Genomic DNA, 20,791 nt, shown 5'->3' on the forward strand with positions numbered 1-20,791 from the left:
GCGGATATTCCGTCAGGTTTGCCGCAGCGCCTTCCTATTTCTTTTTTCCACCTCGTACGGACGAAGCTCCGTCAGACCGACCACCGATCAATTGGAACATCTGACCATCGCCCAGCGTAACGCCCACAACGCAAAGCTCGCGAGCTATGCGCGGCGGCCGCTCGCGTTCCTTTTCCGCTACATCAAGCGCCATCCGTTCGCCCACGCCGTCGTGCTCGCCAGCGTGTTCGCGGCTGTCGGGTGCGCGCTCGCTTCGCAGTACGCGATCAAGCATCTGATCGACGTGCTCGGTACCGGCCGTCACCATCCTGGTCCGCTGTGGACCGCGTTCGCGATCCTCGTGGGCCTGATCGCCGCCGACAACCTGCTCTGGCGGGTCGGCGGCTGGTTCGCCGCGCACACGTTCGTCGCCGTCACCGGCGACCTCAGGCGCGACCTGTTCCAGTATCTGAGCGGCCACTCGCCCACTTATTACTCGGAGAAACAGCCCGGTACGCTCGCCAGCCGGATCACCGCCACCTCGAACGCCGTCTATACGGCCGAGAACACCACCGCCTGGAACGTGCTGCCGCCGTGCATCGCGGTGGCGGGCGCGATCGTCATGATCATCGCCGTGAATCCGCTGATGGCGGCCGGTCTGTTGCTCTGCTCGGCGATCCTCTCGGTGATCCTGTTCAAGCTGGCCGGTCGCGGCTCGGCGCGCCACCATGCGTTCGCCTCCCGCGCGGCCGCCGTGGACGGCGAGCTCGTCGACGTGATCGGCAACATGGCGCTCGTGCGCGCCTTCGGCATGACGTTTCGCGAGCAGAAGCGCTTCGGTTCGACCGTCAAGGCCGAACTGGACGCGCGCCGCCAGAGCCTGCTCTACCTCGAAAAGCTGCGTCTGCTGCACGCCGTGATCACGGCCATGCTCTCGGCCGGCCTGCTCGGCTGGGCGCTGTGGCTCTGGGATCAGGGCAAGGCCACGTCGGGCGACATCGTGCTCGTGAGCTCGCTGGGCTTCACGATCCTGCACGGCACGCGCGACCTGGCCGTGGCGCTCGTCGACGTGACGCAGCACGTGGCGCGTCTCGCTGAAGCCGTGCAGACGCTGCTGGAGCCGCACGGCATGCCCGACCGCGACGACGCGAGCGAGCTCGTCGCGCAAGGCGGCCGCGTGGACTTCGAAGGCGTGACCTTCGCCTATCCGCACCGCAAGCCGATTCTCGATCACTTCGATCTGCAGATTCAGGCGGGCCAGCGCGTGGGCCTGATCGGCAAGTCGGGCGCGGGCAAGACCACGGTGCTCGCCCTGCTCCAGCATTTCTACGAAACCCAGGGCGGCGCGATCAAGATCGACGGCCAGAACATCGCGCACGTGACGCAGGACAGCCTGCGCCACGCCATCGCGCTGGTGCCGCAGGACATCTCGCTGCTGCACCGCTCGATCTACGAGAACATCGCCTATGGCCGCCCCGAGGCGAGCCGCGAGGAAGTGCTCGCCGCCGCCCGCGAGGCGCGCTGCGCCGACTTCATCGAGGCGATGCCCGAAGGCTACGACACGATCGTGGGCGACCGCGGCGTGAAGCTCTCGGGCGGCCAGCGCCAGCGCATCGCCATCGCGCGCGCGATCCTCAAGAACGCGCCGATCCTGCTGCTCGACGAAGCCACTTCGGCACTCGACAGCGCGTCGGAAGAAGCGATCCAGCAGGCGCTCGACCGTCTGATGGTGGGCCGCACCGTGATCGCCATCGCGCACCGTCTGTCGACGCTGCAGAACTTCGACCGCATCATCGTGATGAGCGCGGGCAAGGTGATCGACGACGGTAATCCCGATGAGTTGCGCAACCGTCCGGGCCTCTATCGCGAACTGCTCGCGAAGCAGTACGGCAAGGGCTCGACGCTGCATCTCGGCAACAAGAAGGCCGACGAAAAACACGTCGCCTGAGTTGCTTGCAAACGTCATTCGCGTCTATCGCTCGCGAAATTCAGACGCAAAAAAAGCCGCTTCGAAAGAAGCGGCTTTTTTCTTTGGCGGGTGCGTTACCGCGAACGTAGCGCCCTCGCCCGCACCACGCGCCGGACGCTCAGGCGACCGAGCGTTTGGGCACGTCCGTGAGATCGCGCATGAAGCGGTCGCGCCAGACCGAGACGTTGTTCTCGCGCAGTTGCACCATCATGTCGTTGTAGCGCGCGAGGCGCTCGGCGAGCGGCATCGCCAGCGCCTTGCCGAGCGCGTCAGCCATGCCGTCGATGTCGAGCGGATTCACGATCAGCGCGCCGCCCAGCTCCTGCGCCGCGCCCGCGAATCGCGACAGCACCAGCACGCCCGGATTTTCGGGATCCTGCGCGGACACGTATTCCTTCGCCACGAGGTTCATGCCGTCGCGCAGCGGCGTGACGTAGCCCACGTGCGAGGCGCGGAACAGCGCGGCTAGCACGGCGCGTTCGTATTGACGATGGATGTACCAGATCGGCGTCCAGTCCAGTTCGGCGAAACGTCCGTTGATGCGGCCCGACTCCGCTTCCAGCCGCAGACGGATGTCCTGATACGCGTGCAGGTCGGCGCGCGTGGGCGGCGCGATCTGCACGAACGAGACCTTGTTGCGCTGCGCCGGCGCGCTTTCGAGCAGCCGCTCGAAGGCTCGAAAACGCTCGACGAGCCCCTTCGAATAATCGAGACGATCGACGCTCATGATGACCTTGCGGCCATGCAGCGCCGCCTTCAGCGTGCGCACCGGCTTGCCGCGCTCGCCGGCCTTGGCGAGTTCGGCCACTTCGTCGGGATAGACGCCGATCGGATAGTCGTTCGCGGCCAGCGTCTTGCCGAAGGCCGTGATCTGCGTGAGACCGTCGGCGCGCTTTTCGACCGAGCCGTCCGCCTCGTTGACGATGTAATCGCAGAACGCGCGCAGATCGGGCTTCGTCTGAAACCCGAGCAGATCGAACGAGCACAGCGCCTCGACCAGTTCGCGATGCGGCGGCACCGCCAGCAGCACCTGCGACGCCGGAAACGGAATGTGCAGGAAGAAGCCGATGCGGTTCTTCACGCCCGCCGCGCGCAGCGCCTGCGCGAACGGGATCAGGTGATAGTCGTGGACCCAGATGACGTCGTCGTCGTGCAGCAGCGGCACGAGCTGCTGCGCGAGCCACGCATTCACGCGGCAATAGCCTTCGTAGTCGTGGCGGTCGTACTGGACCAGATCGGCGCGATAGTGGAACGCGGGCCACAGCGTGGCGTTCGAGAAGCCGCGATAGTACTGGTCGTAGTCGCGGCGCAGCAGGCCGATGGTCGCGAACGTGACGGGGCCGCGTTCCTCGAGCTGGATGCCCGGCTGGCCGGACGACAGCACGTCGCCGCTCCAGCCGAACCACATGCCGCCGGTTTCCTTGAGTGCGTCGTACACGCCGACCGCGAGACCGCCGGCGGCCGGGCCGCCTTCGGAAATCGGCGCGACCCGGTTCGACACGATGATCAGTCGGCTCATGAGATGCAGGTTCCGTGCTGGGAGTGAAACAGAAGCGCCGGACCAGCCGGCGCGTGAAGCGAAGGAGACAACGTGCGCAACGCCATCAGGCGCCGCGCGCCGCAGCGACCAGTGCGGTGAGCCAGGCGAGCAGCGCGTCGACCGAGTCGACGCGCGTGCGCGCAATCGTGTCGCCGCCGCCGACCTTGATCGACAGACCGCCGAATTCGTTGACCACGGCGAAGCCCTTCTCGTCGGTCAGATCGTCGCCGGCGAACACCGGCGTGCGGCCCGCGAACGGCGGTTCGTCGAGGAACGCGCGCAGCGCGCGGCCCTTGTCGACGTCCTTGGGCTTGATTTCGTAGACCATCTTGCCGGGCTGTAGCACGTAGGCGTCGGCGAATTCGGCGGCGAGCGCCTCCGTGGCCACGCGCGCCGCGTTGCCGTGCTCCGGCGCGTTGCGGTAATGGAGCGCGAGCGCCGCGCCCTTGATCTCCAGCAGCGTGCCCGGATGCATGCGCACGACTTCCGCGAGCACCTGCTCCATGTGCAGCAGGCGCGCGTCGTGAAAACCGACGCGCTGCGTGTCGCCATTCGCGTCGCGTCGCTCGGCGCCATGCAGGCCCGCGATCGGCAGGTCGGGCATGGCGAGAAAGTCGTCGATGCTGTCGATGCCGCGCCCGGAGACGATCGCCACCGCTCCGCTCGTCGCGCGGCGCAGTTCGGCGAGTTGCGCCAGCATGTCGGGATGCACGAGCACGCCGTCGGGCGTGGGCGCGAGTTCGACGAGCGTGCCGTCGAAATCGAAGAAAAATGCCGTCTTGTCGAACGGCAGTGCTGCGGGAAGTGCTTGCGGAATTGCGTGCATTACGGCCTTTTCACCCCTCGGCGCGTGCGCCGGATATCGGTTCGGCAGACGCGTGCGCCTGCCTGGGAAAGTGTGCGAATCTTACCGCGACTGCCTTTAATTATCGAGAAAACGGCCCTGCGGACGCGTTTTGACACACTTTCTTGCACAAAAAGTGGCCTGGACGCATCGCCTGGCTGGCGACGCCTGAGCGCCCGCCGATGTGGCATTTTGTCCCCGTTTCGGCAGCGGCACGCCGCCCGGACGAAGCACGCGCGGCAGCGAGGCCGCAATTTTGCTACAGTCCACCGGCATGACGCAGGGCCGACCGCTACGCCCAGCCGGGCTTCACGGTCCGTCCGCGCCGGTCGACCTCCTCAAAGCAACGCTTTCCCGAGACAGCCTTTGATCCGCCCGTTCGCCGACTCCCCTCCCTCGCGCCACGCTCGCCGAACAGCGCGCGCCGCGCAGCGGTTCGTCGCGACGATCGCTTCATGGGGCGCCGCATTAACCGCTGCTGCGCTACTCGGCGCCTGCTCGGATCCGGCCGAACCGTGGCAGTTGACCGACGTCCAGGGCCATCTGCCCGACCTCGCCTTCACGCTCACCGCCGACAACGGCCAGCCGATGACGGCCCGCGACCTGCGCGGCCAGACCGCGCTCGTCTACTTCGGCTACACGCATTGTCCGGACGTGTGTCCGGAAACGATGGCGCGGCTGATGCAGGTCATAGCGAATCTCGGACCCGACGCGCAGCACGTGCGGATACTCTTCATCTCCGTCGATCCCGCGCGCGACACGCCGGGCGCCTTGCACGCCTACGTAGGCGCTTTCGATGCGCAGCACGCGCTCGGCCTCACGGGCAGCGACGCGCAGGTGGAAGCGCTCGCGAAACGCTATCGCGTCGCGTATCAGATGGAGAAGCGCGACCCGGACGGCAGCTACGAAGTCACGCACAGCTCGGCCGTCTATGTGTTCGACGCGCAGGGCCACGCGCGCCTGCTCGCCACCGACCGGGACACAGCGGCCGCAATCGCGCAGGACGTGCGCCGCATCATCGACACGCCCGCATGACGGCGAATGACGGCTAAGGACGGCTAGCTACGTGCCGCGCGCAACATGAACCGATTTCCCGCACCACCCGCAACAGGAACTGCCATGACGATGAAACTCAAGTCCCTCACCGCAACGTTCGGCTTCGCGCTTGCCTGCTCGTTCAGCGCGTTCGCGCCCGCAGCGCACGCCGCCGACGTGGCGATCAGCGCGCAGAACGCATGGGTGCGCTGGCTGCCGAACGATCTGCCGGCGGCGGGCTATGTCACGCTCAAGAATGATGGCGAGAAGCCCATCGATCTCGTCGGTGTATCGAGCGACGACTACGGCATGGTGATGCTGCATCAGACCGTGTCGAACGGATCGACACAGAAAATGGTGATGGTTCACAAGGCGACGGTGCCCGCGCACGGCACGCTCGACATCACACCGGGCGGCTATCACCTGATGCTCGAGCATGCGAAGCACAAGGTCGCGCCGGGCGACACGGTGCACCTCAAACTGAAGTTCTCGGATGGCGCGACGCTCGACACGCCGTTCGCGGTGAAGCCGCCGTCGCAGCAGTAACGCGTCGCTGACGCTTCAAAGCGCCTCCACTCAGCGCCTCGCGATGAACCCGAGCAGAAGCCCGCGATGAACCCGAGCAGAATCCCGCGATGAACCCGAGCAGAAGCCCTCGATGAACCCGCTCTACTGGCTCGATCCCTGGGAGCCCTCGCCGACCGTCGTGATCGCGATCGGCGTGGCGGCGCTGCTATTCGTGCGCGGGCAGCACAAGGCGCGCGTCACGCTCGCGCGCCGGCTTTCGTTCTGGTTCGGACTCGGCGCGCTCTACATCGCGCTGCATACGCGGCTCGATTACTTCTTCGAGCACGAGTTCTTCATGCATCGCGCGCAGCATCTCGTGCTGCATCATCTCGGGCCATTCTTCATCGCCCTCTCGTACCCCGGCGCGGCGCTGCGCGCGGGCATTCCGTTCGCGTGGCGTCAGCGCTTCGTGCGGCCCGCGCTCGCCGCGCGGCCCGTGCGCATCGCGCTCGACGTGGTGATGCATCCCGTCGTCGCCGTAACGCTGTTCGTCGGGCTGATCTATTTCTGGCTGCTCTCGCCGATTCACTTCGTCGCGATGCTCGACTGGCGGCTTTATCGCGTCATGAACTGGAGCATGGTGATCGACGGGCTGCTGTTCTGGTGGCTCGTGCTCGACCCGCGACCCGCGCCGCCCGCGCGCCTCGCACCCGGCAAACGCGTGCTGGTGGTGATCGCCGCGATTCCGCCGCAGATCGTGCTCGGCGCGTTCATCTTCTTCACGTCGCACGAGCTTTATCCGATTTACTCGATCTGCGGACGCGCGTTCACCTGGCTTTCGCCGATGCGCGATCAGCAGATCGGCGGCCTGTTGCTGTGGATTCCGGGCTCGATGATGAGCGTGATCGGCGCGCTGCTTGCGTTGCGCCACTGGATGCGCCTTTCCGCGCGCGGACGTCTGCAGCGTACGCAGCCGAAGCGTGGCCGGGCACGCGCCGCGCAGCAGGAACAGCAGCAAGACAAGCCGCTGCGCACCTGAGCGATTCGGGCGTCAAACCATCAGGCCGAACGCATCCACACGTGCGGGATGCCGTCTTCGTCGTGAATCTCCGAAACCGGCGTGAAGCCGAATGCACCGTAGAACTTCTGCAGATGCGCCTGCGCATGCAGTCGCATGGGCACGCCCGGCCATTGACGCGCGCTGTGCGCGATCGCGCGTTCGAGCAGCCCGTTGCCGAGCTTGATGCCGCGAAATGCCGGCGACGTCACCACGCGGCCAATCCGCACGTCGGGATCGTCGGCGCTGGGCACCAGCACGCGCAGATAGCCCGCCAGCGCCCGCTTGCCGTCGCGCTCGCCCCAGGCGAACAGATGCCACGCCGTGTCGTCCTCGCCGTCGATGTCGCCGTAGACGCAGTTCTGCTCGACCACGAACACGTCGGAGCGCAGCTTGAGCATGGCGTACACGTCACGCGCGCTGAGCGCATCGAAAGCTTGCCATTGCCAGTCGAGTTGAACGGTCGGCAATGCGGGGGACTGCGCGGTCATAAGAATTCCATCGAAGCTTGCTGAAAGGCCGATTATGCCTTGCGGCGCGAGCGAAACACTACTTGCGGCGGCGCGGCGTCTCGTACTTGCGCCAGTATTGAAACGGCTGTTCGTGCAGATCGATATCGAGTTCGACGATGCGCGCCTGCATGCGCTCCTGGGCGTCGGCGATCGCGCGGTTGTAGATGGCCGGCGCGATCTCTTCGAGAAAGAAACCCAGCAGACCGCCCGCGGCGATATTGCCGATCGGTTCCTCCATGTTGGCTTCGAAGTAACGCTGGATCGACGCGATTGCGAGCGTGCGCTCTTCGTCGGGAAGTTCGATGGACATGGCGGAGATCCGTGGGAAGCGATCCGCTATTGTGCACGCGCGATGACGACGCGGCGCGCGGCGATCGATGGCGCATCCGCGAAGAAGAAAAGCGGCGAACGGAAAGCAGACGGAAAGCGGAAAAAGAAAAAGCCACCCGAAGGTGGCTTTTTCTTGAACTACTTGGAGGCGCGAGCCGGAGTCGAACCGGCCTACACGGCTTTGCAGGCCGCTGCATAACCGCTTTGCTATCGCGCCAAAAGCGGACTGTTCGATGTCTGGGGCGCAGAAAACTGCTTGCGCTCACAACTACCGACAGATTTTTGCGATGGCCTTGCGGCCCACCAAACAAAAGGGGAAGCGCTGCTTCCCCGAGAATCTGGAGCGGGAGACGAGTCTCGAACTCGCGACCTCAACCTTGGCAAGGTTGCGCTCTACCAACTGAGCTACTCCCGCATATTTACTACTTCACTACTCTTTGCTGCCGATACTTCGTTTCACAGTTTAGCAAAACGCCGCATCCAGAATCTGGAGCGGGAGACGAGTCTCGAACTCGCGACCTCAACCTTGGCAAGGTTGCGCTCTACCAACTGAGCTACTCCCGCGTATTTGCTGCCTTACTACCTTCGCCGCTGATTGACTGCTTATCTTCGGCTATTTCCCGCTATCTCCACCGCATCTGCTTCGTTTGCTGCTTGTCGTGCAGCGGAGAAGTGAGATTATGTATAACCCGCTGAATCGTGTCAACCCCTTCGTGTGATCTTTTTGGAAAAAGATGCGCGCCGGGGTCAACTCGCGTCGATCGCTGTCGATGACTGAATCGACCGACCGCGCGAAATCTCCCCTGCTCAGAGGCTTCCGCGCTCGCGGATCTGCGGCCATGCGAGCTTCATGTAATAGAGCATCGACCAGATCGTCAGCACCGCTGCCACGTAGATGAGCCACGTGCCCCACACGCGCGAATCGAACAGCATCTTGCCGTCGAGCGTGAGCGGCGCGTAGAACAGCAGCATCGGAATCGCGACCATCTGGCACGCCGTCTTGAACTTGCCGAGCTGATTCACCGCCACGCTCTTCGAAGCGCCGATCTGCGCCATCCACTCGCGCAGCGCCGAAATCGCGATCTCGCGGCCCACGATCACCAGCGCGATCACCGCGTCGAGACGCTGCAGGTGCACGAGCACGAGCAGCGCGGCCGTGACCATCAGCTTGTCGGCGACCGGATCGAGGAACGCGCCGAACGACGAGGTCTGGTTCCACTTGCGGGCGAGATAGCCGTCGAACCAGTCGGTCAGCGCCGCGAGGATGAAGATCCACATGGCTGCGACATTCTGATGCATCGGGCTCAGCACCGACTGCGGCAGATAGAACACGCCCACTACGAGCGGAATCGCCACGATCCGCAGCCACGTCAGGAGAATCGGGATATTGAACGGCATTGGCGCGCGCAGTCTGTCAGGGGGAGTTGCAATTATGGGAGATGCAATTGTGCCGCGTCACCGGGGCCGCCACAAGCAAGCGTAAGGTTGACGCCCGCGCGCCGTCGATTCCCGTGCGCGGGCGCGGCCTCAATGAAGCTGCTGATAGATCTGTTCCGCCAGCGCATGCGAGATGCCTTCGACGCTCGCCAGATCGTCGACGCTCGCCGCCATCACGCCGCGCAGACCGCCGAAGCGCGCGAGCAGGCGCTGGCGCCGTTTCGCGCCGACGCCTTCCAGCTCTTCGAGCCGCGACGTCTGGCGCGTCTTGCCGCGTTTGGCGCGCATGCCCGTGATCGCAAAACGGTGCGCCTCGTCGCGGACCTGCGCGACCAGCATCAGCGCCGCGCTCTCCTTGCCGAGTTCGAGCGGCGCGCGGCCGTCGGCGAACACCAGCGTTTCGAGGCCGACCTTGCGCCCTTCGCCCTTGGCAACGCCCACAAGTATCGCAGGGTCGAGTCCGAGTTCGTCGAACACCTGGCGCGCGATCTCGACCTGCCCCTTGCCGCCGTCGATCAGGACGATGTTGGGCAAGGTGCCGCCCGTCGCGACCGGTTCCGCGCCGTCCGGCGACGCGCTCGGATCGGCGGGATCGGTGCTTTGCAGCGCCTGCGCCTCGTCGGTTTCGTTGCGCGCCGATTGCGCGACCATCTTCTCGTAACGGCGCGTGAGCACCTGGCGCATGGCCGCGTAATCGTCGCCGCCCGTGATGCCCGTGATGTTGTAGCGCCGGTACTCGCTCGACTGCATCTTGTGATGGTGATAGACGACGCAGGACGCCTGCGTCGCCTCGCCCATCGTGTGGCTGATGTCGAAACACTCGATGCGCAGATGCGCGAGATCGTCGAGTTCGAGGCCGAGCAGTTGCGCGAGCGTGCGCGTGCGCGCCTGCTGCGAGCCTTGTTCCGAGAGCAGCCGCGCGAGCGCGAGACGCGCGTTCTGCTCGGCCATCGCGAGCCACGCGCGCTTCTGGCCTTGCGGCTGGCGCAGCACCGCGACCTTGTGGCCGGCCTGTTCGGACAGCACGTCGACGAGCTCGCGGTTCGCCGGCGGATGGCTCACCACCAGCACCGGCGGCACGCGGTTGCCGAAGTAATGCTGCGCGATGAAAGCGTCGAGCACTTCGGATTCGATGCCGTTTGCGCGAGCCGCGCGTTTCGACGACTTCGGCTTCGCGGCGGAGGCTTCGTCGAGGCTGTCAGCGGCGTCGGACGCTTCGGTTTCGCTGCCGAGGTCTGCCGCGATCGCCAGCGGATCGGGCTGCTCGCCTGCGTCTTCGCTTACGTCTTCGCTTACGTCTTCGCTCACGTCTCCGCTTACGCTTTCACTTGCGTCCGCGCCTGCTTCATCAGCCGCGTTCTCTTCGTCTTCCGCCTGCGCCGCCGCGCCCGCGCTCGCCACCAGCGCCTTGCGCGCGAGCGACGGCAGCGACTTCAGCGCCGTCGCCGCGACCACCGTTTCCTCGCCGATGGTTTCCGCCACGCCGCCCTCTTCGTCGGTCAGCGCGCGCTCGACGTGCGCCGGGAAGTACGCCTTGTCGCCCAGATGGCGGCCGCCGCGCACCATCGCGAGATTCACGCAGACGCGTCCGCCCAGCGCGACCACGGCCAGAATATCGACGTCGCTCTCGCTGCCTGTCTCGATCGCCTGCTGATGCAGCACGGTCGACAGCGAACTCATCTGGTTGCGCACCGACGCGGCCTGCTCGAACTTCAGCTCGGCGGCGAACGCGTGCATCTTCGTCTCCAGCTCCTTCATCACCTCGTTCTGACGGCCGAGCAGAAAACGCGAGGCGTTGCTCACATCGCGCGCGTAATCGTCCTGGCTGATCGCGCCGACGCACGGCGCCGTGCAGCGCGCGATCTGATGCAGCAGACACGGCCGCGTGCGGTTGTTGAACACCGAATCCTCGCAGGTGCGCAACTGAAACACGCGCTGCAGGATCTGGATGCTTTCGCGCACCGCGTAGGCGCTCGGAAACGGTCCGAAGTACTGGTTGTTGCGATCGACCGCGCCGCGGTAATACGCCATACGCGGAAACTTGTGGCCCGTGAGCTTGAGGAACGGATACGACTTGTCGTCGCGAAAGAGAATGTTGTAGCGCGGCGCGAGCGCCTTGATCAGGTTGTTTTCGAGCAGCAGCGCTTCGGCTTCCGAGCGCGTAACCGTGGTCTCGATACGCGCGATGCGCGTCACCATCATGGCGATGCGCGGCGAGAGCTGCGTCTTGTTGAAATAGCTCGATACGCGCTTCTTCAGGTCGCGCGCCTTGCCCACGTAGAGCACCGCGTCGCGCGCATCGTAGTAGCGGTAGACGCCGGGCAGATGCGGCAGTTGCGTCAGCACTTCCTTCGGGTCGAACGCTTCGGCGACGGCTTCGGCAGCGGTTTCGGGCGCGTCTGCGGGAATGTCGGCGTCGGCGGCCGGACCGTGGGAGTCGGCGGGATCGTGAGAATCGGTCATCCAGTCTGGGGACGTCTGTGAGCGTCGAGTTGCGTCGGGTCGGGGCAGGCTTGCGGGTGTGCGGCGCAGACCATCCGCGCACGCGACGCGACGCGGTCATGCGGCTGCCCTAGAATCGCAAGTTTAGATCATTCCGCGCGGGCCAGAAGCACCCCGGTTGCAACCCGGGATGCAACCCGGGATGCAACCCGGAAGCCGCCCACGAGCCGCCCAAAGCCGCGCCCACGAGCCGGCTCGAAGCAGCCGGCCCGCCGCCAGCCCTACTCGCCAGCCCACGTCATGTCCCACGCTCCCCGCTCCACCACCGGCCCCGCGCCCGACGCCGTCCGTCCGCACGCCGCTGCCGCCGCGCCCCTCGCCTGCGACATCTTCTGCTCCGTGATCGACAACTTCGGCGACATCGGCGTCTGCTGGCGTCTCGCGCGTCAGCTCGCACGCGAGCACGGCTGGGAGGTGCGCCTGTTCGTCGACGATCTGCACGCGTTCGAAAAGCTCTGCCCGACGCTCGACGCGTCGCGCGCGTCGCAGACGGTCGAAGGCGTGGTCGTCGAGCACTGGCACGAGACCGATCACGTGGGCGAAACGCTGCGAATCGCCGACGTGGTGATCGAAGCGTTCGCCTGCGAACTGCCGTCGGCGTACATCGCGGCGATGGCCGAACGCACGCCCACGCCCGTGTGGCTCAATCTCGAATATCTGAGCGCCGAGGACTGGGTCGCCGATTTCCATCTGCGTCCGTCGCCGCATCCGCGTTACGGGCTGCTCAAGCACTTTTTCTTTCCGGGCCTCGGCGCGGGAACCGGCGGCGTGCTCAAGGAACGCGATCTCGATGCGGCGCGCGCCGCGTTCGAAAGCTCGCCCGAAGCGCGCGCGGCGTGGTGGCAACGCGCGACCGGCGGCCCGCCGCCGGGCCCGGAAGCCACGGTGATCTCGCTGTTCGCCTACGAGAATCCCGCCATCGACACGCTGCTCGAACAGTGGCGCGACAGTCCGACGCCGGTCGTGCTGCTCGTGCCGCAAGGGCGCATTTCGGGCGCGCTCGCACGCTTCTTCGGCGTCCCGTCTTTCGACGCGGGCACGCGCGGCGAACGCGGATCGCTCACGGCGCACAGCCTCGCCTTCACCGAGCAGCGCGGCTACGACGCGCTCCTGTGGGCGAGCGACCTGAACTTCGTGCGCGGCGAGGATTCGTTCGTGCGCGCCCAGTGGGCGGCGCGACCGTTCGTCTGGCACATCTATCCGCAAGCCGACGACGCGCATCTGCCCAAGCTCGACGCCGCGCTGGAGCACTACACGCGCCCGCTCGACGCCGCGCCGCGCGAGGCGCTCGAACGCTTCTGGCACGCGTGGAACGGCAATGCCGGGCACCCGGCTGGCGCGCACGACGGTCGCGCGATCGGGACGAACGCGGCGGATAAAGCCACGCCTGAGACCGCGCCTGAAATCGCGCCAGGCACCGCGCAAATGGCGCCGGATCGTGCGCCGGACTGGGCCGACCTCGCCCGCCACCTGCCCGCCCTGAAAGCGCGCGCGCACGGCTGGGCAGCCGAACTCGCCCTGACCGGCGATCTCGCTGGAAATCTGGCCGAATTCGCAAAAACTCAGTTAAAATAAGCGGTTATCCGGCGGCAGCCGTCTCAAGCGACCTCGATTTCCGCACGCCTTGCAGGTCATACGCGAATACGCAAACGAACACGCCGTTCGAAGCGCTACGCGTTCCGGCAGGGGGCCACAACGAACGCTTGCGACGTTTGCCGTCGCGCACACCCAAAGCTATCTAATCTGGACAGGACAGTTTTTTATGAAGACCGCACAGGAACTCCGCGTCGGCAACGTCGTGATGATCGGTAACGACGCCATGGTCGTGCAGAAGGCCGAATACAACAAATCGGGCCGTAACGCCGCCGTCGTGAAGATGAAGTTCAAGAACCTGCTGACCGGCGCGGGCATGGAAACCGTGTACAAGGCGGACGACAAGTTCGACGTCGTCGTGCTCGACCGCAAGGAAGTGACGTACTCGTACTTCGCCGACCCGATGTACGTGTTCATGGACGCCGACTACAACCAGTACGAAGTCGAAGGCGAGATGATGGCCGACGCCCTCAACTACCTCGAAGACGGCATGGCGTGCGAAGTCGTGTTCTACAACGAGAAGGCCATCTCGGTCGAACTGCCGACCGTGCTCGTGCGCGAAATCATCTACACGGAACCGGCTGTCAAGGGCGACACGTCGTCGGGCAAGGTGCTGAAGACGGCCAAGCTGACCACGGGCTTCGAACTGCAAGTGCCGCTGTTCTGCAACATCGGCGACAAGATCGAAATCGACACGCGTACGAACGAGTACCGCAGCCGCGCCTAAGCTTCACGAGGCAAACGGCAAGGCGAACGCGTCCGCATCGATGCATCGCGGATGCAATCGCGAAAGCGCCCCTCGGGGCGCTTTTTCTTTTTTTGCCGAACGTGTATGTTTGTGAGTGCCATGGGAAAACCTTACCGGTTTTGCCGGTGCGCAAAATGTGAGCAACATCGGCACAGCAAGGCAAGGCGCTCATGGCATGGTTTCTGCTGGTCTATTTCCGGGATAGCCAATTTTTATTGCGGCTAACGCACCCTCTTCCCGGAACCAGGAGAACTCGATGAACAACGACATCGCAGAAGGCAAGTGGAAGCAGCTGATCGGCAAGGCGAAGGCCGCCTGGGGCGAGCTCACGGACGACGAGCTGGCCAAGGCGGAAGGCCACGCCGATCGCCTCGCCGGACTGATCCAGGAACGTTACGGCAAGACGCGTGACGAGGCGGAACTGGAAGTGCGGCGCTGGTTCGACGCGCATCGGCCGTTCGACTGATGTCAGCGCCGGTTTGCGCGCCGATTTGCGGATAGTTGCCCGGACCTTGGTACAAGCAGAGCTGGTACAAGCAGGAACAAGCAGGAATTACGCAGGTTCAAGCCGGCTGCCCGATAACGGCGGCCGGTGTTGGGGGTAAAAAAACGGCCCGGCGCGGCATCTCGCGGCGCTCAGGGCCGGCGCAGCGCGCGGCGAATCGGCTGCCGGATCCGCGAGATGCACCGCGGGTCCGCGAAACGAAAAAGCGGACAGACGCAGCACGACCGCTGGAAGCGAGCGCCAATCTGGGAGGATCGGAACTGAATAACCTGCCTCGGGACACTGCGGTGATCCCGTTGAACTCTTCCGTATCGCGCCGCGCCCGTGCGTGCCGCGACGCCGCGTCGGGCTGGTCCGACGCGCGCGTCTGCGCGCGTGTCGGGCGTGTCTGCGCTCATCCGTCAGCCCTTGCGCCATGCCACACGCCCTGATTGTCGAAGACGATCCCAATAGCCTGTCCGGCCTCTCCGCCATCCTGGCCGCCGATGGTTTCTCGGTCGATACCGCCGCCACGCTCGCCGACGCGCGCGCCGCACTCGGACGCTTCATCCCCGACGTCGTGCTCGTCGACCTGAACCTGCCCGACGGCAGCGGCCTCGAACTGCTCCCGCATCTGCCCGCCCAGCCGCCCGGCGGCGCGCTGCCCGTGATCGTGATGACCGGCAACGCCACGGTCGAAAGCGCGATCGAAGGCCTGCGCCACGGCATCTGGGACTATCTGCTCAAGCCGGTCAACATCCCGCGCCTGCGCAGTCTGCTCGCGCGCATTCCGCGTCCGTACGAACTCAGCGAGGAAGTGCGCACGTTGCGCGCGTCGCTGCGCGAACTCGGCCGTTTCGGCCCGATGCTCGGCCGCAGCAACGCGATCCAGCACGTCTACGACGCGATCGAACAGTTCGCGCCCACCGAATCGGCGATTCTCGTGCAGGGCGAGCCCGGCACGGGCAAGGAAGTCGCCGCGCGCACGCTGCATCAGCTGAGCCGACGCCGCAAAGGGCCGTTCGTGGTCTGCGACGTGCGCGCGCTGGCCGCCGAGGCCGCGGGCGGACGGCCGCTCGCGAGCATTCTGTTCGGCCACGAGCGCGGCGCGTTCAACGGCGCGGAGCAGCGCGAGCCCGGTCTCGTCGATCAGGCGTCGGGCGGCACGCTCTTCATCGACGAACTCACCGATCTGCCGCGCGCCCAGCAGGAAGCGCTGCTGCGCGCGCTCGACTCGCAAACCTTCATGCGCGTGGGCGGCAGCAGCGAAGTGGGCACCGATTTCCGCCTCATCGCCGCCACGCGCACGGTGCCGCGCGATGCGGTGCAGCAAGGCATGCTGCACGAAGATCTGTGGCTGCGTCTGGACGCCGCCGCGCTGCAACTGCCGCCGCTGCGCGAGCGCGACGAAGACGCCGCCCTGCTCGCCGTCGCCTGCGTCGACGCGCTCAATATCGAGGCGCACTCGCGCGGTCTGACCGGCACGACGCGGCTCGTGTCGCCGGCCTTTATCCGCGAATGTCTGGGCTACGACTGGCCGGGCAACGTGCGCGAATTGCACGAGCGCGTGCAGCGCGCGTGGCACGCGTCCGGCGAAGTGCTGGAAACGCTGCAGGCCGAGGAAAGCAACGGCACCGGCACGCGCGACGGCAACGGCAACCGCGTGCAGGTGACGGTCGGCACGCCGCTCGCCGACGTCGAGGAAATGCTGATCCGCGCCACGCTCGACGCCGTGGGCGGCACGCGCCATCGCGCGGCGTCGCTGCTCGGCATCAGCCCGAAGACGCTCTACAACAAGCTGCAGCGCATGCGCCTGAACTGATCCGCTCGACACGTTCGCGCACGAAAAAACGGCGGCCCTTCCACGCAGAAGGACCGCCGTTTTGCTGTGTGGCGCTTTCTGGCTATACGTCTGACTATGCGACTGGCGCCCGGCTCAAGGCAGCACGCTGCGCAGCAGCGCCTGCGCGGAGAGATACGCGGGATCGGCCACCAGCTTGTCCCAGCGCAGCGCCTTGCCGCGCGGCATCAGACAGCGGATGCGCTTCGACGACGCCTTGCGCTCGCGCGACGGCTCGTCCATACGCAACTCCTCGAGCACCTTTTCGGCCTCGTGCGGCTGGTTGCAGATCAGCACCATGTCGCAACCCGCGTCGAGCGCGGCGCGCGCGCCTTGCGCGAGCGTGCCGCCCTGGCGCGCCGCTTCCATCGACAGATCGTCGCTGAAGATCGCGCCCGGAAAACGCAGACGGTCGCGCAGGATTTCCTTGACCCACACGTGCGAGAAACCGGCCGGCTTCTCGTCGACCTTCGGATAGATCACGTGACCCGGCATGATCGCCGCGAGCGACAGGCCGAGCCAGTCGTACGGCAGCGCGTCCTCGCCGAGAATCGATTCGAGCGGACGCTCGTCCACCGGCACCGCGACATGCGAATCGGCGGTCGCGAAACCGTGCCCCGGAAAGTGCTTGCCGCAGTTCGCCATGCCCGCGAGCGCGAGGCCGTGATTCAGGCTCTTGGCGAGCAGCGTGACCACGCGCGGATCGCGGTGGAACGCGCGGTCGCCGACCACCTTCGACTGGCCGTAGCCCAGATCGAGCACCGGCGTGAAGCTCAGGTCGATGCCGCAGGCGCGCAGCTCGCTCGCGAGAATGTAGCCGACCGACGTCGCCAGCTTGGTCGCGAGCAGCACGTCCTTGTCCCACAGCGCGCCGATGCGGCCCATCGCGGGCAGCACCGTGAAGCCGTCGGTGCGAAAGCGCTGCACGCGGCCGCCTTCGTGATCGACGGCGATCAGCAGGTCGTCGCGCACGGCGCGGATCGCATCGGTCAGCGCGACGAGCTGCGCGCGGTTCTCGTAGTGGCGCGCGAACAGGATCACGCCGCCGGTGGAGGGATGCGCGAGGCGGCGCACGTCGTCATCGTTGAGCGACGTGCCGACCACGTCGAGCATGACCGGTCCGGGAATGAGTTTCATCGATCGTTGGGGCGTTGAAGGCCGCGCCACGCGACGCGGCGCGAGCGGATAGAAGGGATCAGCGAACGGGCGTCTGAACCGGCGGGCGGTCGGTTTCGGCGACCACGAACGAGACAGCGTAATCGCGTTCGTCGGTGATCGTCACATGGGTCGTGATGCCGCGCGCCTCGAGCCATTGCACGAGGTCGCCATTGGCGACCATGTACGGCTTGCCGCCGGGCGCGTTGAGCGTCTGCACGGCGCGCCAGCTCATCGGCATGTGCATGCCGAGGCCGATCGCCTTCGAAAAGGCTTCCTTCGCCGAAAAGCGCGTGCACAGATACGCGAGCCCGCGCGTGGCCGAGCGCGCCTTGCGCGCCTCGTAGACCGCGAGTTCCTCGGGGCCGAGCACGCGCTGCGCGAAGCGGCCGCCGGTGCGCTCCATCACTGCCTGCACACGGCTCACCTGGATGATGTCCGTGCCGATGCCGTAAATCGCCATGTATTCCTCGTGATGAACGGATGGTCGTGGCGCGCGCGGCACAACACGCGACGCGCGCGGCGCGACGCTGTTACGCGTTCTGCGCGGCGAGACGCGACGACACCATGATCGCCTTCATCTCGCGCACCGCGTTTTCCCAGCCCACGAACACCGCATGCCCGACGATCGCGTGGCCGATGTTGAGTTCGTGAATGCCTTCGATGGCGGCGATCGGCTGCACGTTCGTGTAGTGCAGACCGTGGCCCGCATTCACCTTCAGGCCGAGGCCCATGCCGCAGTTCACGCCCGCCACCACGCGCTCGTACTCGCGCTGCTGTTCGGCGGCTTCGTGCGCTTCGGCGTAGCGACCCGTGTGCAGTTCGATCACGGGCGCGCCGGCGGCCTGCGCGGCGCGGATCTGCGTTTCGTCCGGATCGATGAAGAGCGACACGCGGCAACCCGCCGCGGCGAGCTGACGGCAGGCGGCGGCCACGGCCTCGAACTGGCCGGCGACGTCGAGGCCGCCTTCGGTCGTGAGTTCCGCGCGCTTCTCGGGCACGAGGCAGACGTCGTGCGGCTGGATCTCGCAGGCGATGTCGAGCATTTCGGCCGTCACCGCGCATTCGAGATTCATGCGCGTCTTGAGCAGCGGACGCAGCGTGCGCACGTCGGCATCGACGATATGCCGGCGGTCCTCGCGCAGATGCAGCGTGATCGCATCGGCGCCCGCCTCTTCGGCAAGCAGCGCCGCGCGGATCGGATCGGGATAAGCGGTGCCGCGCGCGTTGCGCAGCGTGGCGACGTGGTCGATGTTGACGCCGAGGTCGATCACGTTGGGCGAAGTCAGAAAGAAGCTCATAGGTTCTGCAGGTCGATCAGGATCTGGCGCGTCGCGAGCGGCGTGCCGCCAAGGTAAGTATTCAGCAGGAAGCGCATCAGCGCCTTGCTCTGCGCGACGGTCTGGGGACGATGGTAATCGTCCTCTTCCATATCGAGCAACGTCTGGCCCGAAAGCACCGGCCATTGCGCGGGCCACTCGTCGGAGGCTTCGCGCACGCCGCGCTCGGGATCGAACACGTAGCGCCCTTCGGCCAGCACGGTCTTGCGGTTCACGGTGCGGTTGAGCGCGAGCGCGTAGCCGGTGTCGCGCAGCAGCACGCGCTCGAACGAGCGCAGCACCTGCACGGGCGGCAGATCGTGCGCGAGGCGCGTGAGCGTGACGACGTAATGATTGAAGAGCGCGGGATGCGGGTCCTCGCGCGCGAGAAACTTCACCAGCAACTCGTTGACGTAAAAGCCGCACAGCAGCGCGTCGCCGGTCAGCGGCAACATGCCGCCGACCCATTCGGCGCCCGTGAGCGTGCGCACTTCGCCCTTGCCGGTCCAGTTCAGCGTGAGCGGCTGGAAGGTTTGCAGCACGCCGCGCAGCGCCGAATGCGGCCGCTTCGCGCCCTTCGCGACGAGCGCGACGCGGCCGTGATCGCGCGACAGCACGTCGATGATCAGGCTGGTTTCTCGATAGGGATAGCTGTGCAGCACGAAAGCCGGCTGCTCGGCGACGCGATAATCGGAGGCCGTGCTGCGCGGCGTGCGCGGCAATTGCGAGCGCGCGGTGGTCTTGCGGGGCGCGCGCGGTTCGGCGCGGCGTTCGAGCGTGGCGTCGGCGCCTTCGCCCAGATCGTCGCGCGACGAGGAAGATGAAGGCTTTGAAGGAGACCTCGGCGCGGATTTCGCGCCCCGGCTGCGCGCGGGCGCCGTGCGTGCGCGCGCGCCGGACGACGACTCGAAGTCGTCGTCGGCGGCCGGGCCCGCGTCGGGCGCGGACCAATCGTCGTTCAGGGTTCCGGCTTCGCCGTCGCTCATCCCGTCGCTCTTCCTGTCACTCGTCGCGGATCAGCGGATCACTCGTAACCGTAGGCGCGCAGACCGGCTTCGTTGTCGGCCCAGCCGCTCTTCACCTTCACGAACGTTTCCAGATAGACCGGACCGTCGAAGAGCTTTTCCATGTCGAGGCGCGCCTCGGTGCTGATCTGCTTGAGCTTGCTGCCCTTCTGGCCGATCACCATGGCTTTCTGCGTGTCGCGCTCGACGAGAATCGTCGCGAAAATGCGGCGCAGGCGGCCTTCCTGCTCGAACTTTTCGATGACCACCGTGCTCGTGTACGGCAGTTCATCGCCGGTCCAGCGGAACACTTTTTCGCGCAGGATTTCGGCGGCGAGGAAGCGCTCGCTGCGATCGGTCAGGTCGTCTTCGCCGTAGATCGGCTCGCCTTCGGGCAGATACGGCTTGAGCACATCGAGCAGGCGCTTGATGTCGTCCGCGTTCTTCGCCGACAACGGCACGATCTCGCGGAATTCGCGCAGCTTCTGCACGCCTTCGATAAACGGATAAAGCGTGGCCTTGTCCTTCACGCAATCGATCTTGTTGGCGATCAGGATCGTGGGCGCGTTCGGCGGAATCAGGTCGAGCACCTTCTGGTCGTCGGGACCGAACTTGCCCGCTTCGATCACGAACAGCACGGCGTCGACCGAACTGAGCGTTGAAGTGACCGCGCGGTTCAGCGAGCGGTTCAGCGCGGTGCTATGGCGCGTCTGGAAACCCGGCGTGTCGACGAAGATGTACTGCGCGTCGTCGGTCGTGTTGATGCCGGTGATGCGGTGGCGCGTGGTCTGCGCCTTGCGCGACGTGATGCTGATCTTCTGGCCGACAAGGGCGTTCATCAGCGTGGATTTGCCAACGTTCGGACGGCCGACGATCGCGACCATGCCGCAGCGAAAACCGGCAGGAGTAGTGGTGGGAGCGTTCATGATCGGATCG

The 20,791-nt window shown here is 66.0% G+C and carries 19 protein-coding genes and 3 tRNA genes; 8 read left to right on the top strand and 14 right to left on the bottom strand.

Going from position 1 to position 20,791, the window contains the following annotated elements; translation table 11 throughout:
* Positions 1-91: 91 nt before the first annotated feature.
* On the top strand, positions 92-1,927 hold the full coding sequence (locus tag BMY06_RS14290; RefSeq protein ID WP_065061333.1) for an ABC transporter ATP-binding protein: 1,836 nt from the start codon (positions 92-94) through the stop codon (positions 1,925-1,927).
* Between the two features lie 139 nt (positions 1,928-2,066).
* Here BMY06_RS14290 and otsA read toward each other — a convergent pair whose 3' ends face one another.
* Complete coding sequence (gene otsA / locus BMY06_RS14295) at positions 2,067-3,467, bottom strand: alpha,alpha-trehalose-phosphate synthase (UDP-forming) (RefSeq protein ID WP_065061332.1); 1,401 nt, start codon at positions 3,465-3,467, stop codon at positions 2,067-2,069.
* Between the two features lie 85 nt (positions 3,468-3,552).
* Positions 3,553-4,314 (bottom strand): trehalose-phosphatase, encoded by a 762-nt coding sequence (otsB, locus tag BMY06_RS14300; RefSeq protein ID WP_074983823.1) that lies wholly within the window; start codon positions 4,312-4,314, stop codon positions 3,553-3,555.
* A 387-nt stretch (positions 4,315-4,701) separates the two neighbouring features.
* Here otsB and BMY06_RS40165 point away from each other — a divergent pair, with 387 nt between their 5' ends.
* The 3 genes from BMY06_RS40165 (at position 4,702) to BMY06_RS14315 (ending at position 6,913) form a co-directional block, all read left to right on the top strand.
* Positions 4,702-5,367, top strand: a complete 666-nt coding sequence (locus BMY06_RS40165; protein ID WP_074984044.1) for an SCO family protein — start codon at positions 4,702-4,704, stop codon at positions 5,365-5,367.
* Between the two features lie 84 nt (positions 5,368-5,451).
* Positions 5,452-5,913 carry a copper chaperone PCu(A)C gene (locus BMY06_RS14310; protein ID WP_065061330.1) on the top strand — a complete coding sequence of 154 codons (462 nt, stop codon included), beginning with the start codon at positions 5,452-5,454 and terminating at the stop codon, positions 5,911-5,913.
* 112 nt (positions 5,914-6,025) lie between these two features.
* Positions 6,026-6,913 carry a cytochrome c oxidase assembly protein gene (locus tag BMY06_RS14315; protein WP_065061329.1) on the top strand — a complete coding sequence of 296 codons (888 nt, stop codon included), beginning with the start codon at positions 6,026-6,028 and terminating at the stop codon, positions 6,911-6,913.
* A gap of 20 nt (positions 6,914-6,933) precedes the next feature.
* On the opposite strand, the gene BMY06_RS14320 is transcribed toward BMY06_RS14315, so the two are convergent.
* From BMY06_RS14320 to uvrC, 7 genes are all read right to left on the bottom strand, one after another.
* Positions 6,934-7,422 (bottom strand): GNAT family N-acetyltransferase, encoded by a 489-nt coding sequence (locus BMY06_RS14320; protein ID WP_065061328.1) that lies wholly within the window; start codon positions 7,420-7,422, stop codon positions 6,934-6,936.
* A gap of 58 nt (positions 7,423-7,480) precedes the next feature.
* The gene (locus BMY06_RS14325) at positions 7,481-7,753 is read right to left on the bottom strand and encodes a DUF2164 domain-containing protein (protein WP_065061327.1); all 273 of its coding nucleotides are present in this window, start codon (positions 7,751-7,753) and stop codon (positions 7,481-7,483) included.
* A 163-nt stretch (positions 7,754-7,916) separates the two neighbouring features.
* Positions 7,917-7,990 (bottom strand) — tRNA-Cys (locus BMY06_RS14330).
* 122 nt (positions 7,991-8,112) lie between these two features.
* Positions 8,113-8,188 (bottom strand) — tRNA-Gly (locus tag BMY06_RS14335).
* Between the two features lie 73 nt (positions 8,189-8,261).
* Positions 8,262-8,337, bottom strand: a tRNA-Gly gene (locus BMY06_RS14340).
* A 243-nt stretch (positions 8,338-8,580) separates the two neighbouring features.
* Complete coding sequence (gene pgsA / locus BMY06_RS14345) at positions 8,581-9,171, bottom strand: CDP-diacylglycerol--glycerol-3-phosphate 3-phosphatidyltransferase (protein WP_074983825.1); 591 nt, start codon at positions 9,169-9,171, stop codon at positions 8,581-8,583.
* Between the two features lie 129 nt (positions 9,172-9,300).
* Entirely contained in the window at positions 9,301-11,673 is a 2,373-nt protein-coding gene (uvrC, locus tag BMY06_RS14350) for an excinuclease ABC subunit UvrC (RefSeq protein ID WP_080180348.1), read from the bottom strand.
* Between the two features lie 279 nt (positions 11,674-11,952).
* Between uvrC and earP the strand changes: the two genes are divergently transcribed.
* The 4 genes from earP to BMY06_RS14370 all read left to right on the top strand — a co-directional run bounded on the left by earP (position 11,953) and on the right by BMY06_RS14370 (position 16,359).
* The gene (earP, locus tag BMY06_RS14355) at positions 11,953-13,287 is read left to right on the top strand and encodes an elongation factor P maturation arginine rhamnosyltransferase EarP (RefSeq protein WP_074983826.1); all 1,335 of its coding nucleotides are present in this window, start codon (positions 11,953-11,955) and stop codon (positions 13,285-13,287) included.
* Between the two features lie 187 nt (positions 13,288-13,474).
* A complete protein-coding gene (efp, locus tag BMY06_RS14360) occupies positions 13,475-14,032 on the top strand; it encodes an elongation factor P (protein WP_065061325.1) in 558 nt (185 codons plus the stop codon).
* A gap of 277 nt (positions 14,033-14,309) precedes the next feature.
* Complete coding sequence (locus BMY06_RS14365) at positions 14,310-14,519, top strand: CsbD family protein (RefSeq protein WP_065061324.1); 210 nt, start codon at positions 14,310-14,312, stop codon at positions 14,517-14,519.
* A 454-nt stretch (positions 14,520-14,973) separates the two neighbouring features.
* Positions 14,974-16,359, top strand: a complete 1,386-nt coding sequence (locus BMY06_RS14370) for a sigma-54-dependent transcriptional regulator (RefSeq protein ID WP_065061323.1) — start codon at positions 14,974-14,976, stop codon at positions 16,357-16,359.
* Positions 16,360-16,473: 114 nt separating this feature from the next.
* Here the strand turns inward: BMY06_RS14370 and nagZ are convergent, their stop codons facing one another.
* The 5 genes from nagZ to era form a co-directional block, all read right to left on the bottom strand.
* Positions 16,474-17,514: a beta-N-acetylhexosaminidase gene (gene nagZ / locus BMY06_RS14375; protein WP_074983828.1), complete on the bottom strand. Its 1,041-nt coding sequence runs from the start codon at positions 17,512-17,514 to the stop codon at positions 16,474-16,476.
* A 58-nt stretch (positions 17,515-17,572) separates the two neighbouring features.
* Positions 17,573-17,995, bottom strand: a complete 423-nt coding sequence (acpS, locus tag BMY06_RS14380; RefSeq protein ID WP_074983829.1) for a holo-ACP synthase — start codon at positions 17,993-17,995, stop codon at positions 17,573-17,575.
* Between the two features lie 70 nt (positions 17,996-18,065).
* Entirely contained in the window at positions 18,066-18,833 is a 768-nt protein-coding gene (gene pdxJ / locus BMY06_RS14385) for a pyridoxine 5'-phosphate synthase (protein ID WP_065061320.1), read from the bottom strand.
* Entirely contained in the window at positions 18,830-19,837 is a 1,008-nt protein-coding gene (recO, locus tag BMY06_RS14390; protein ID WP_074983831.1) for a DNA repair protein RecO, read from the bottom strand. Before recO ends, pdxJ begins: the two co-directional genes overlap by 4 nt.
* A gap of 38 nt (positions 19,838-19,875) precedes the next feature.
* Complete coding sequence (gene era / locus BMY06_RS14395) at positions 19,876-20,781, bottom strand: GTPase Era (RefSeq protein WP_065061318.1); 906 nt, start codon at positions 20,779-20,781, stop codon at positions 19,876-19,878.
* Positions 20,782-20,791: the final 10 nt, after the last annotated feature.

The sequence above is a fragment of the Paraburkholderia tropica genome, from assembly GCF_900109265.1.
GTDB lineage: Bacteria > Pseudomonadota > Gammaproteobacteria > Burkholderiales > Burkholderiaceae > Paraburkholderia > Paraburkholderia tropica.